At 67.7% G+C, this 11,973-nt stretch carries 13 protein-coding genes; 10 read left to right on the top strand and 3 right to left on the bottom strand.

What is annotated here, in order from left to right:
• The first annotated feature begins 11 nt into the window (after positions 1-11).
• The 7 genes from AB0J71_RS37255 to AB0J71_RS37225 all read left to right on the top strand — a co-directional run bounded on the left by AB0J71_RS37255 (position 12) and on the right by AB0J71_RS37225 (position 6,089).
• Positions 12-1,265, top strand: coding sequence for a hypothetical protein (locus tag AB0J71_RS37255; RefSeq protein ID WP_364418670.1), 1,254 nt, complete (start codon positions 12-14; stop codon positions 1,263-1,265).
• A gap of 530 nt (positions 1,266-1,795) precedes the next feature.
• Entirely contained in the window at positions 1,796-2,044 is a 249-nt protein-coding gene (locus tag AB0J71_RS37250; RefSeq protein WP_364418668.1) for a hypothetical protein, read from the top strand.
• 104 nt (positions 2,045-2,148) lie between these two features.
• On the top strand, positions 2,149-2,790 hold the full coding sequence (locus AB0J71_RS37245) for a PadR family transcriptional regulator (RefSeq protein ID WP_352325148.1): 642 nt from the start codon (positions 2,149-2,151) through the stop codon (positions 2,788-2,790).
• A 104-nt stretch (positions 2,791-2,894) separates the two neighbouring features.
• Positions 2,895-3,860 carry an ATP-binding cassette domain-containing protein gene (locus AB0J71_RS37240; protein WP_364418666.1) on the top strand — a complete coding sequence of 322 codons (966 nt, stop codon included), beginning with the start codon at positions 2,895-2,897 and terminating at the stop codon, positions 3,858-3,860.
• Positions 3,857-4,702, top strand: coding sequence for an ABC transporter permease (locus AB0J71_RS37235; RefSeq protein WP_352325146.1), 846 nt, complete (start codon positions 3,857-3,859; stop codon positions 4,700-4,702). The genes AB0J71_RS37240 and AB0J71_RS37235 overlap by 4 nt, the downstream gene beginning before the upstream one ends.
• A gap of 103 nt (positions 4,703-4,805) precedes the next feature.
• Entirely contained in the window at positions 4,806-5,228 is a 423-nt protein-coding gene (locus AB0J71_RS37230; protein ID WP_352325145.1) for a DoxX family protein, read from the top strand.
• A 27-nt stretch (positions 5,229-5,255) separates the two neighbouring features.
• Positions 5,256-6,089, top strand: a complete 834-nt coding sequence (locus AB0J71_RS37225; RefSeq protein WP_352325144.1) for an alpha/beta fold hydrolase — start codon at positions 5,256-5,258, stop codon at positions 6,087-6,089.
• A gap of 282 nt (positions 6,090-6,371) precedes the next feature.
• On the opposite strand, the gene AB0J71_RS37220 is transcribed toward AB0J71_RS37225, so the two are convergent.
• The gene (locus AB0J71_RS37220) at positions 6,372-6,827 is read right to left on the bottom strand and encodes an HIT family protein (protein WP_352325143.1); all 456 of its coding nucleotides are present in this window, start codon (positions 6,825-6,827) and stop codon (positions 6,372-6,374) included.
• 869 nt (positions 6,828-7,696) lie between these two features.
• Here AB0J71_RS37220 and AB0J71_RS37215 point away from each other — a divergent pair.
• Complete coding sequence (locus AB0J71_RS37215) at positions 7,697-8,251, top strand: helix-turn-helix domain-containing protein (RefSeq protein ID WP_352325136.1); 555 nt, start codon at positions 7,697-7,699, stop codon at positions 8,249-8,251.
• 64 nt (positions 8,252-8,315) lie between these two features.
• Here the strand turns inward: AB0J71_RS37215 and AB0J71_RS37210 are convergent, their stop codons facing one another.
• Positions 8,316-9,848 (bottom strand): MFS transporter, encoded by a 1,533-nt coding sequence (locus AB0J71_RS37210; protein ID WP_364393828.1) that lies wholly within the window; start codon positions 9,846-9,848, stop codon positions 8,316-8,318.
• On the bottom strand, positions 9,845-10,873 hold the full coding sequence (locus AB0J71_RS37205; RefSeq protein WP_364418664.1) for an acyl-CoA desaturase: 1,029 nt from the start codon (positions 10,871-10,873) through the stop codon (positions 9,845-9,847). Before AB0J71_RS37205 ends, AB0J71_RS37210 begins: the two co-directional genes overlap by 4 nt.
• A 76-nt stretch (positions 10,874-10,949) precedes the next feature.
• Between AB0J71_RS37205 and AB0J71_RS37200 the strand changes: the two genes are divergently transcribed.
• Positions 10,950-11,507 (top strand): helix-turn-helix domain-containing protein, encoded by a 558-nt coding sequence (locus AB0J71_RS37200; protein WP_352331188.1) that lies wholly within the window; start codon positions 10,950-10,952, stop codon positions 11,505-11,507.
• The gene (locus AB0J71_RS37195; protein ID WP_364418662.1) at positions 11,504-11,818 is read left to right on the top strand and encodes a hypothetical protein; all 315 of its coding nucleotides are present in this window, start codon (positions 11,504-11,506) and stop codon (positions 11,816-11,818) included. The genes AB0J71_RS37200 and AB0J71_RS37195 overlap by 4 nt, the downstream gene beginning before the upstream one ends.
• The last annotated feature ends 155 nt before the right edge of the window (positions 11,819-11,973 follow it).

Genomic DNA, 11,973 nt, shown 5'->3' with positions numbered 1-11,973 from the left:
AGGGGCCGGGCGTGGATGAGCGTGTGCGAGGCGGGCGTGGTCACACTCGCGACTGCCTGGCGCTCGCCACCGACGATGTGCTGCGGCAATGTGCCCGGCCGGGCTGCGGGCGGGCCAAGCCCGAGCGGGAGCCCGGCAAGGGCGGCCGCCCCAGCAAGTACTGCTGCAAGCTGTGCGGCAACGAGGCCAGCCGCGCCGCCGACAGCGCCCCTGCCGCGCTGGCCACGCACACGGCGGTCAGCCTCTTCGCGTCTGAGGCCGGTCAGATCCGCCTCGCTCTGCACCAGCGCGACGCCCAGCTGGCCGCCGAGCTGGAGGACCTGCGTCGGCTGGACGAGCGCCTGGAGCAGGTGGGGGAGGCCATCGCCACCCAGCTGGTCCAGGCCGAGACGCGCGTGCAGCAGGCCGAAGCCGACGCCGAGCAGGCCCGCACCTCGATGCGCGCCGCTCAGGCCGACCGCCAGACGGCCGAACAGGAACGCGACGCCGCCCTGCACGCGCAGCAGGAAGCCCTCGACGCTCAGCGCGCGGCCGAGGAGCATCGCGACCGCATCCACAGCGAAGCCCGCGCCAACGCCGAGCGCCTGGGCATCCAGATCGGTCAGCTCACCACCCAGCTGCACGACGAGCAGAGCCTGACCTCGCGCCAAGCCGAGCAACTGCGCGCCCTGGAGGCGGATCTGTCCCGCGTCACCGACCTGGCCGAACAACGCGGCGCCGCCCTGGCCGAGCGCGACGGTCAACTGCACCAGGCCCGTGCCGACCTGCACCGCCTGAACGAACAGCTGGAACAGACCGGCGAACACCTGGCCACCGCCCGGCAACAGTTCGATCAGGCCACGACGGCCGCCGAGCAGGCCCGCGCCGAAACCCGCGCCGTACGGGAGGATCTGGACAGCCGGCAGCGCCGCTTCGAGGACGAACGCGAACGGCTACAGGCTCAACGTGACCAGGCGCGGCTGGAGCAGGCCACCGCCGAAACCCGGCTGGAGATGGCCGAACGCGAACTGCAGACGCTGCGCCACCAGCTCGCCGCCGCCCAGGCGGCCACGGGCATGGTGGTGCCGTCGCTGACCGATGTCGACGGCCGGCCAGGCGTCTGGTTGCCCGGGGGCGCCTTCGACGCCGTAACCCTGCAGGAAGGTGTGGTAACGCTGCACCGCGGCGACGGGACCATCGCACTCGGTGAGGCCGCTCAGTCGCCGGCGCAGGCGCGCGCCCTGAGCGCCGCTCTGCAGGCCGTTACCGCTTCGCCCCCTGGCTAAGGGCGTGACCCCGGCAACACACGATCACCAAGGCGCAGCTTCAATAGCGAGAAGAGCCCGAGGAGGTTCAGAAGGGGGCGGCGCTCTGGGCGGGTGGAGGGTGGGCGCTGTCAGGAGGCGCCGACGAGGTCTGCCAGTTGGAGGCGATCGGGGGCGACGCTGACGTCGACTTGCCGGAAGAGGCGGCGTTCGCGCTCGTTCCAGCTGGCACTCTGGGTGGTGATGGCCGGGACGTCGGTGGTACTCCCGGGGCGGATGGGGGGCATGACGAGCATCGGAACGAAAAGTCCCGTTAGCGGAGCTCGACTCGGCTCCTTGCCGTGACTTTTCGTTCGGTTGCGCTTCACGGACGGGGTTCCCGCAAGTCACGAACCCAGGCTGAGTCCCGCGAGCTTGGGACCGCGAGTCAGATGGGGAAGCGGTCGACGCGGAGGACGGCGACCTCGCATTGTTGGCTTTGAAGGTCTCCACCAGCACCGCTTGTAGGTCAGTGCTGACACCACCCGGACCAGGAGGGCACCCTAGTGTTGGTGGGAGTTGACACTACCCTGGCGGGCACGCAATCGGAGCTCGTAGAGCAGGCCAAGTGGCGGGAGCACCCCAATCGGGACGCCCCCGAGCACGTCCGCGATCAGGTCGAGCTGTGGGCGGGACACGCACGCACCGAACTGGAGTGGGCGAAGAACCTGAGCAAACGACTGTCTGAGGGCGCCTACACCATGGCCGATGATCCGGGTTCGTGGCGAACGGTCCCCGGTAACCTCAAGATGCGCTTCTAATCAACCTTGACTAGGCGTTTCCTCCTCGCGTACTCTGGCTAAGTAGTCAAACTTGGCTAGCCTCTACCAATCCGCTCGCAACACCGGGACAAGGAATCGAACCCATGGGAAAGTTCGCGATCGAGACGAGAGGGTTGAGCGGAGGTGGGCGCGTGTCGGCGACGAAGCTTCTGGTACTCGGTATCGTGCACCTCTCCGGCGGCGCGCATGGCTACCAGGTGCGGTCCGAACTGCAGAGCTGGGGTGCGGAGAGTTGGGCCAAGATCAAGCCTGGCTCGATCTATCACGCGCTGAAGAAGGCGGCGGCTGATGGCCTCCTCACCGAACACGCCGAGCCGGGCAACTCTGGGCCGGAGCGCGTTCTGTACCGCGCGACAGCTCGGGGACGTGACGAGATGGTCGAACTGGTCCGCGACGGTCTGCGGCGCACCCACGACGCGGACATGCTCAACGCGTCCATCGCCATGTTGCCCATGCTGACCAGGGCAGATGCCATCGCGCAGGTTAACGAGCGGGTCGCGCGCCTGGAAGCGGAGCTCGTAGAGCAGGCCAAGTGGCGGGAGAACCCGAACCCCGACATTCCCGAACACGTCCGCGATCAGGCCGAACTGTGGGCGGGACACGCACGCACCGAACTGGAGTGGGCGAAGAACCTGAGCAAACGACTGTCTGAGGGCGCCTACACCATGGCCGATGATCCGGGTTCGTGGCGAACGGTCCACGATCCCCTCAAGATGCGCTTCTAATCAACCTTGACTAGACGTTTCCTCCTCGTGCACTCTGGCTAAGTAGTCAAACTTGACTAGCCTCTACCAATCCGCTCGCAACACCAAGACAAGGAATCGAACCCATGGGAAAGTTCGCGATCGAGACGAGAGGGTTGAAGAAGAGCTTCGGCACGACCCACGCGGTCGCCGGTGTGGACCTGGCCGTGAGCGCCGGGGGCGTGTACGGCGTGCTCGGTCCGAACGGGGCGGGCAAGACCACCACGATCCGCATGCTGGCCACGCTCCTGCGCCCCGACGCCGGAGAGGCGCAAGTGCTCGGCTACGACGTCGTGCGTGACGCCCAGGCGGTGCGGAGCAGGGTGGGCCTCACCGGGCAGTTCGCGTCGGTCGACGAGGACCTCACCGGGGTGGAGAACCTGTTGCTGCTCGCCAGACTGCTCGGCTACTCACGCCGCCGAGGCAGGCAGCGGGCGACCGACCTGCTCGACGCGTTCGGTCTTGCCGAGGCGGCCGACCGGCAGGTGAAGAAGTACTCCGGCGGGATGCGCCGGCGCATCGACATCGCGGCGAGCCTGGTCGTCACCCCCGAACTGATCTTCCTCGACGAGCCCACGACCGGGCTCGACCCGCGCAGCAGGAACCAGGTCTGGGAGATCGTCAGGGGCATGGTCGCCGAGGGCGCCACCGTGTTGCTGACCACGCAGTACCTCGACGAGGCCGACCAGCTGGCCGACCGGATAGCGGTGATCGACCACGGGAAGGTCATCGCCGAGGGCTCGAGCGGCCAGCTCAAGGCATCGGTCGGCGCCGGCTCGCTGCACGTGCGCCTACGTGCGCACGTGCAGCGGGCCGAGGCCGAACGGGTCCTCGCCGGCGTCCTCGAGGTGCCGGCCGAGCCGTCCGCCGACCCGGCCGCGCTGTCCGCGCGGATCTCCGACCCCGAGCGGGTCGCCCGCGCCCTGGCCGAGCTGTCCCGCAGCGGCATCGACGTCACCGAGTTCGCGCTCGGTCAGCCGAGCCTGGACGAGGTGTTCCTCACCCTGACCGGACACGCCGCCGAGGAGACACCCGAGGAGGCTGCCGCATGAATGCCACGACCGCGGAGCAGGCGTCGGCGCCGGTCACCGAGGACGCGCTGCGCAGTGTGCTGTTGGCCGGCGAGCGGCCGTCTCGCCCCGGCCCGGTGCTCACCTCGTTGACATTCGGCTGGCGGGCTTTGCTGAAGATCAAACACGTCCCGGAGCAGCTCGTCGACGTGACCCTGTTCCCGATCATGTTCACGCTGATGTTCACCTACCTGTTCGGCGGCGCGCTCGCCGGGTCGACACAGGAGTACCTGCAGTTCCTGCTGCCCGGCATCCTGGTGCAGGCGAACGTCATGATCACCATGAACACCGGCATCACGCTGAACACCGACATCCAGAAGGGGGTGTTCGACAGGTTCAGGTCACTTCCGGTGTGGCGACCATCCCCGCTGGTCGGCGCCCTGCTCGGCGATGTGATGCGCTACTCGATCGGGTCGGCGATCGTGATCACGCTCGGCCTGGTCCTAGGGTTCCGGCCGGAGGGCGGCGCCGTCGGCGTGGTGCTCTCGGTGGTGCTGCTGCTGGTGTTCTCGTTCTGCCTGTCGTGGCTGTGGACGATGCTCAGCCTGATCCTGCGCACGCCGAACTCGGTGGCGGGGGTCAGCATGATGGTGATGTTCCCGCTGACCTTCGTGAGCAACATCTTCGTGGACCCGAAGACGATGCCCGGGTGGATGCAGGCGGTCGTCGAGGTCAACCCGATCACCCACCTGGCGACCGTGGTACGCGGCCTGATGGACGGCTCGGTGCCCGCCGGGGAAATCGGCTGGGTTCTCGTCTCGTCCGTACTTCTCGTCGCGGTCTTCGGTCCCATCACCATGGTCCTCTACCGCAACAAGAAGTAGATGCCGCTACCGCGAGCACCTGGTCGAAATCAACTCCGACAACCCGGCCCACTCGGCCAACGCCATCACCGGTACCAGGCCCAGACACGACAAGGAGAGCCGAATGAGCACCATCCCCAAGAACAACTCGGAAACCGTTGCGCACACGCCCGGGCGGGCGACCAGCATCGGGGTCTGGATTCTGCAAGTCATGCTGGCGGCGATAATCGCCGGCGGCGGAATCTCGAAGCTCGCCGGCGACCCGGTCATGGTGGACATGTTCGCCGACATCGGGGCTGGCCAGTGGCTCCGGTACCTGGTCGGAGCGCTGGAGGTCGCGGGAGGGGTTGGACTTCTGATCCCGGCTCTGGCGGGCCTGGCCAGTCTCGGGTTGGCGGCATTGCTGACCGGTGCTGTCATCACCGATCAGTTCGTGCTCGAGCAGAGCCCTTGGCTGCCGCTCGCCCTTCTCGTCGTGGCGGCCGTGATCGCAAGGGCGCGGTGGTCGCGCACCGAGGCCGTCGTCGGCACGCTGCTCAGGCGCTGAGACAAACCTCTCGAACGGAGATGTGAGATGAACGAGATGGCCTTTCGCGTGACATCAAACGATGGCACCACCATCGCCTACGACAGGGAAGGAAGCGGTCCGGCCGTCATTCTGGTAGGCGGGGGACTCGACGACGGGGTGGAGAACGCTCCCTTGGCGCCGGCTCTCGCCGAGCACTTCACGGTCTACAACTATGCCCGTCGGGGACGCGGCGCGAGCGACTTCACCGAGCCTTACGCCGTGGAAAGGGAGATCGAGGACCTGGATGCGTTGATCGCCGAGGCGGGCGGCTCGGCACACCTGTTCGGGGCGTCCTCAGGCGGCGCGCTGGCGATGGAGGCCGCCGCGGCCGGGTCAGCCATCGACACGATCGTCGTGTGGGAGGTGCCCTACGCGGTCGGGGACGACATACGCCCGCGATTCGAGGAGTACATCGCAGACACCCGACGCGCCTTCGACGCCGGGCGAGACGAGGAGGTTCTCGAACTGTTCATGCGCATGACCGGCGCCTCCGACGACAACATCGCGGCCAGGAAAGCGGCAGGCAAGCAGACGGCGCATTGGGCGCATTCGGTCGCCCTCGCGCCCACGCTGGTCCACGACAGCGTCTTCCTCAACCGCTACCAATTGCCGGCCGATCGACTGGCAACGGTCACCCAACCGGTCCTGGTCACCACCGGAGGCCCGATCACGGCCCCCTACATGGCAGGCCTGCCCTCGGACTTCTTCGACCGCGCAGCCGACGAGCTTGCAGACCTACTACCCCACGCTCAACGGGAGACCCTCGAGGGGCCGGATCACGTCGTCGACCCACAGACCGTCGGCCCGCTGTTGCTACGGTTCTTCAGCAGCGAACACTGAGGGGCCCGCGAGGTGTTGCGGGAAGACCAATTAGGCACCGCGCAAGCAGATCTTCGTCGCGCCAGGGACACGGGGCGGACAGGTGGCGTCGAGCCGGCTACACCGCCTCCGCCTTGCCGCTCTTCGCCCTGGCCCACGCCGTCCTTGCCGCAGCCGTTGCCACCGACCGAGCCGCCGGAGCGTCCTGGGACGAGATCGCCGCTGTCCTCGACATCAGCCCAGATACCGCCAGCCGCCACTACCGCCACTGACAGATGGTATCGATGCGCGTACGGGTGCCGGTTACCTACTCGCTAGCGCGGTTCGCAACCGCTTGGCCTGTTGCGCGCGCATCTCGAACGGCACTTTGACCTTATCTGGGTCGGGCTGCGAGAAATCGTCCCCGTGGAAGCGCGGGATCACATGAACATGCAGGTGGTGGAGGACTTGCCCGGGGATGCTGTTGTTCTGCTGAACGATGCTCCCGACAGCGTTGAAGGCCTTGGGCACAGCGGCTACGACGCGGCTCACCACCTCGAATATCTCGTTCCGAAGCTCCGTCGATGCGGTATCCAGGCTGGTGACATGCTCGGTCGGCAGGATTAGGCAGTGCCCCATGTTCCTCGGACGCTGATCAGGAACAGGCACGACAAAGGTATTCGACGTGCGGTACGCGACCAGCTCAGCATCGGCTTCGCCTGTCCCAATGAGGCAGAACGGACACATGATCATCCAGCGATGATGGCGGAATTGATCCATCTCTTGTCAAGGTTCCACCCCTACACACCGTTACCTCGCCCGTCGGCGTCTCAACTGATCATCTGGTTCAGCGACACGCACTTATCGAGGTGCTCGGACAGAACGCGGAACCTGGCAGAGATCCCGTTCCACTTCCTTGGAAGCGGAACGGCACGGCACGCTCGGCTGCCGGATCATGCGAACCGGGCATTCCGGCAGAGATCGCGTTCCAGAAGTCGTCCCACAATGCGCATCGTGTCCGCCGTGACCTTCAGGTCGGCGCGTGCTCCTCCGCTGCCGTCGCCGTGACCGATCACGTGGTGGCCTTCGAGCGTGGCCAGGAGCGGACATCGGCCCTTCCCTTGGCGCCGACGCGGTCAACGTCATCGTGTGTGACCTGGCAGCGCGCGTGTGCCCTTCGCCGACACGGTCACCGCGCACAGCCTGCGCGCCGGCGGCGCCACCGTCGCCGGCGTCCCTGTCGCGGTCATCGCCAAACACGGCCGCTGGGCTCCCGCCTTACCCGTGGTCTTGTGGTACATCAGGGCGGTGGATCGCTGGCGGGACAACGCCATGCGGAATGTCGGCCTCTGACCGGCAAAGGCACGTGGTGGCGGTGAATGCAGGGCTTGCGCCTTCCGTCTCTGCCTGGTTCGTCAGGCCGTTGATGGCCCTCCGCTCCCGAAACCGACCCAAGCCCCAAAGTAGGACGGACTGGGCAAGTCGCGTCACGTCACCGGGTCCGCACAGGGTGAGCAGGTGGCACGGGAGCCGGAATCGGCCTTGGTGGGATCCGATCCCTGGCGGCAAAGGTTCGATTCCGATACCGGCTACACCGTGGACTACGGATGTTTGAAACGCTTGTTTTGCGGCGTTGGTAGGATCATCACGTGGGAGTTCCTGAGGATTTGCTGGCCGCGACCAAGCAGTGCCTGTCCGAGCGCGGATACGCCCGCACGACGGTGCGCGACATCATCGCGGTCTCCGGCAGCAACCTCGCAGCGATCAACTACCACTTTCGCTCCAAGGACGCGCTGCTCACCCAGGCCATGATCGAGGTGACCGGCGAGGCGGTCGCGGAGATCCTCAAGGCTTTTCCCGCCGACTCCAAGGAATGGTTCGAGGCCTTCTGGGGTGAGCTGATCGAGTCCTTCCGCACCAACCCGACCGTCTGGCGGGCCAACGTCGAGACGCTCGCGCAGGCCTCTCACCTGCCTGATGTGCGGGCCCGGCTCGCCGAGGGGCAGGCGCTGGCCCAGCGGGAGCTGAGCGCGCGCCTGCCCGGGCACGACGAGGCGGGGGCCCAGGTGCTGCTGACGCTGTTCATCGGGCTCCTGGTGCGCTGGCAGATCGACCCCGACAACGCCCCGATGGCCCACGACCTGGCCACCGGCCTCCGCGCGGTCGCCCAGGCGGCGGGAGGCGGGGAGGCGGCACCCGCCTGATCGCTCGGTCCCGCTCCGGGCGCATCGCCCCAGCGGCCCGGTTCCGCCTGCCGTCGGGGCCTCTTCAGTGCATCGCGTGGCGGCCGGCGTGCTGGTCCTGGGGTGGCGGCGGGGTGGCCTTCGCCTGCCGTACGGCACGCAGCATGACGGGAGCGAGCACCGCCATCACGCACAACGCGGCGGCCGCGGCGAGCATGGCGTAGTGCTGACCCTGTGTGAAGGCCTCCCGGGCGGCGGCGGCCAGCATGGTCGCGGCCGGGTCCGTCAGCTGCCGCGCGGACTCCAGGGCGCCGCCCAGGGTGTCGAGTGCCGTTGACGGGGCGCCCGTCTCGGCGAGGTGTCCCCGGTAGACGGCGGTGCCGATGCTGCCCAGCAGGGAGATGCCGAGCGCGCCGCCGAACTCGGTGGCCACCTGTGACAGCCCGGCGACCGATCCCGCGCGCTCCGGCGGAGCGGTGGCGATGATCAGGTCGGAGGAGACCGTCAGGACGAGGGTGACGCCCCCGGCCATCAGCATGATCCCGGCGATCAGCAGACCACTCTGCCCCGTCACGTCCAGCCGGGACAGCAGCATGAACCCGCTCGCACCGACGAGCAGCCCGGCGCAGACCACCAGCCCTGGCCTGACCTTGCGGACGAGCGCCGGCGCGAGCCCGGCGGCGAGCATCGCCGTGCCCGCCGAGGGCAGCGCGTACAGCCCGGCGATGAGCGGCCTGGCGCCCATGACCATCTGCAAGTACTGCGTCGTGAACAGGCTGGAGCCGACCATGGCGAAGACCCCGAGGGTGTTGGCGCCGATCGCGGCGGTGAAGGCGCGGCTGCCGAACAGGCGCACGTCCAGCATCGGATCGGCCATCGAGCGCTGGCGCCTGACGAAGGCGGCCCCCAGCGTCAGCCCGGCGACGATGGCCAGCGCCGGCGCCAAGCCGAGACCGTCCTGGGCGATGTGCTGGATCCCGTAGATCGTCGGCAGGATGGCGCCCAGCGACAGGGCCACGCCGAGCAGGTCGAACCTGCCCGGACGCGGGTCACGCGATTCGGGCAGCAGCAGCGGGGCCAGGATCAGCAGCAGCGCCATGACCGGCAGGTTGACCAGGAACACCGAGCCCCACCAGAAGTGCTCGAGCAACGCGCCGCCCATCAGCGGGCCCAGCATGGCGCCGCCGGCGAAGGCGCCGGTCCAGATGGCGATCGCGACGCGGCGCTGGCCGTCGTCGTGGAACATGTTGCGGATCAGCGACAGCGTCGAGGGCATCAACGTGGCGCCACCCACCCCGAGCAGGGCGCGGGTGACGATCAGCAGGTCGGCGCTGGGAGAGAAGGCGGCGACCGCTGAGGCGGCGCCGAACGCGGCGGCCCCGGCCATCAGCAGGCGGCGCCGCCCGACCCGGTCACCGAGCGTGCCCATCGGCAGCAGCAGGCCGGCCAGCATGAACGGGTAGATGTCGATGATCCACAGCAGCTGGGAGCCGCTCGGCGCCAGGGAGGCGCTGATGAACGGCAGCGCGTACGACAACACGTGCAGGTCGACGGAGATCAGCAACACCGGCAGGACCAGAACGGCCAGTCCGATCCACTGTTTGCGTCCGGCTTTCATGAGCGGCCCTTCTTTCGGTGCGGGGCACCGGCCTGGTGCAGGTGGCGCAGCGCCTCGCCGTGCGAGGCGACGAAACTCACTTCGTGGTACGGCAGGCGCAGCTGCCGGCAGTGGGCCTGCACGATGGGTTGCGCCAGGCGCAGGTTGGGGGTGGGCATGTTGGGGAACAGGTGGTGTTCGATCTGGTAGTTGAGTCCGCCCATGGCGAGGTCGGTGAACCGGCCGCCGCGCACGTTGCGGGTGGTGAGCACCTGCTTGCGCAGAAAGTCGAGCTGGGCCGCCCCGGTCAGGGTCGGCATTCCTTTGTGACCGGGGGCGAACACGCAGCCCATGTAGACGCCGAACAGACCTTGGTGAACGGCGAAGAAGGCCAGTGCCTTGCCCGGTGGCAGGGTCCAAGCCAGCACGCCCAGGTAACAGGCGAAGTGCGCGAACAGCAGCGCGCCCTCCAGGAAGCGCTGTTTCATCCAGGGCTGCCGCAGTGCCCGCACACCACTGACGTGCAGGTTGAGCCCTTCGAGCAGGAGCAGCGGGTAGAGGAGGAACGCCTGCCGGCCGCCGATGAGCCGAGCCAGGCCACGCGCGTTGCGTGCCTGTTCCTGTGACCAGACCAGGACGTCGGGTGTGACGTCCGGATCGAGTTCCTCGTGGTTGGGGTTGGCGTGGTGGCGGGTGTGCTTGTTCATCCACCAGCCGTAGCCGAGGCCGATGGCGAGGTTGCCGCCGAGCCGCCCGAGGATCTCGCTCGGGCGGCGGTTGGTGAAGACCTGCCGGTGAGCCAGATCGTGCAGAACCAGGGCGACCTGCGCGAAGACGATCGCGAAGTAGACGGCCAGCAGCAGCTGGAGCCAGGAGTCGCCCAGCCAGTGGAACGCTGCCGCTCCTGCAAGGTAGGCGGCTGCGACGGCACCGGTCCGGATCAGGTAGTAGCGGGGGCGCCGGTCGAGGAGTCCAGCCTGCCGGATGAGTCTGGACAGGCGGCTGAAGTCGCTCGCGGCCGTGGCCGTTGCGGTTGCTTGTGCCATGCCGACGACCATACACATGTTTGAAACGCTTGTGCAAAACATCTGTTTCTGACGTTTGTTTGGATAAGGTGGGAGGATGAAAGAGCGAGACAAGTTGATCGAGGGCGCCAAACGCTGCCTGCAGGAACGCGGCTACGCGCACACCACGGCACGCGATATCGCCAGGACTTCCGGCGCCAACCTGGCCTCCATCGGCTACCACTTCGGATCGAAGGACGCGCTGCTGGCCGAGGCCATGGTCGAGGCGACCGCCGAGTGGGCCGACAGGCTGCGCCAGGCCATGGCGGGCGAAGTGCCGCGCGAGGGGGATGAGAAGTTGTGGCAGCAGGCGATCGAGCTGCTCGACCTCCACCGCCCCGTCTTCGTGGCAAGCATCGAGGTCTTCGCTCAGGCCGAGCGCCGGCCGCAGCTGCGCCAAGCACTGGCCGACGCCCAGGAGGCCGCCCGCCTGGAGTTGACCCACTGGCTCGCTGAAGCGACGTCGCCCCCGGCGACGCAGCGGGCGGTCGGCGCCTTCTATCTGACCTTGCTGACGGGGCTGATCATGCAACGCCTCATCGACCCGGAGCGCGCCCCCACCGCCGAATCGCTGACGGAGGCGCTGCGTGCCGTACGTGCACGTGTCACCGCATGACGGCGATGCCTTCACTCACCCTGCGTCAGGCCCTGCTGATCGTGGATGCGGTGAACGGCATGGACTCCGCCGACCGCCTGGCCAACACGCGCCTGCTGGCACGGGAAGTGGAGGCAGTGATCGCGTTGGGCGCGGAGGCGGTATGGGCGGAGGAAGGGCGCGCCCTGTTGGACGTGATCAAAGCATGGACGACATGCCAGCGCCTGGCGGTCATCACCGCCGCCGAGCGATTTTGGGCATGTTCCGAGGGCGGCTATGAAGAGGGACTGCGAGCGGTGGGGCTGCTGCCCGGATCCTGGGTCCGGGGTTGAGCCTACGGACAGCCTGGGGGTGTTCACGAGTACGGCCCGCCTGGAGGAATGGTGCAGCGTTGAAGATCGCTTCCGTGTGTCACGAATGCAGGAGGAATGTTATGTAGGCAGACATCTCTGATTGCAATGCTGCGTGGGAGATGAAGGTCATGGCC

Origin of the sequence: Nonomuraea sp. NPDC049637 (genome assembly GCF_040675235.1) — a bacterium.
GTDB lineage: Bacteria > Actinomycetota > Actinomycetes > Streptosporangiales > Streptosporangiaceae > Nonomuraea.
Note: the sequence above shows the minus strand (reverse complement) of the source record. Positions and strands in the feature narration are given on the sequence as shown.

Bases quoted from the DNA above. Each gene is read 5' to 3' on its own strand.
- AB0J71_RS37245 (WP_352325148.1), top strand. From the start codon at position 2,149: ATGGGAAAGTTCGCGATCGAGACGAGAGGGTTGAGCGGAGGTGGGCGC.
- AB0J71_RS37240 (WP_364418666.1), top strand. From the start codon at position 2,895: ATGGGAAAGTTCGCGATCGAGACGAGAGGGTTGAAGAAGAGCTTCGGC.
- AB0J71_RS37235 (WP_352325146.1), top strand. From the start codon at position 3,857: ATGAATGCCACGACCGCGGAGCAGGCGTCGGCGCCGGTCACCGAGGAC.
- AB0J71_RS37230 (WP_352325145.1), top strand. From the start codon at position 4,806: ATGAGCACCATCCCCAAGAACAACTCGGAAACCGTTGCGCACACGCCC.
- AB0J71_RS37225 (WP_352325144.1), top strand. From the start codon at position 5,256: ATGAACGAGATGGCCTTTCGCGTGACATCAAACGATGGCACCACCATC.
- AB0J71_RS37220 (WP_352325143.1), bottom strand. From the start codon at position 6,827: ATGGATCAATTCCGCCATCATCGCTGGATGATCATGTGTCCGTTCTGC.
- AB0J71_RS37210 (WP_364393828.1), bottom strand. From the start codon at position 9,848: ATGAAAGCCGGACGCAAACAGTGGATCGGACTGGCCGTTCTGGTCCTG.
- AB0J71_RS37205 (WP_364418664.1), bottom strand. From the start codon at position 10,873: ATGGCACAAGCAACCGCAACGGCCACGGCCGCGAGCGACTTCAGCCGC.
- AB0J71_RS37200 (WP_352331188.1), top strand. From the start codon at position 10,950: ATGAAAGAGCGAGACAAGTTGATCGAGGGCGCCAAACGCTGCCTGCAG.
- AB0J71_RS37195 (WP_364418662.1), top strand. From the start codon at position 11,504: ATGACGGCGATGCCTTCACTCACCCTGCGTCAGGCCCTGCTGATCGTG.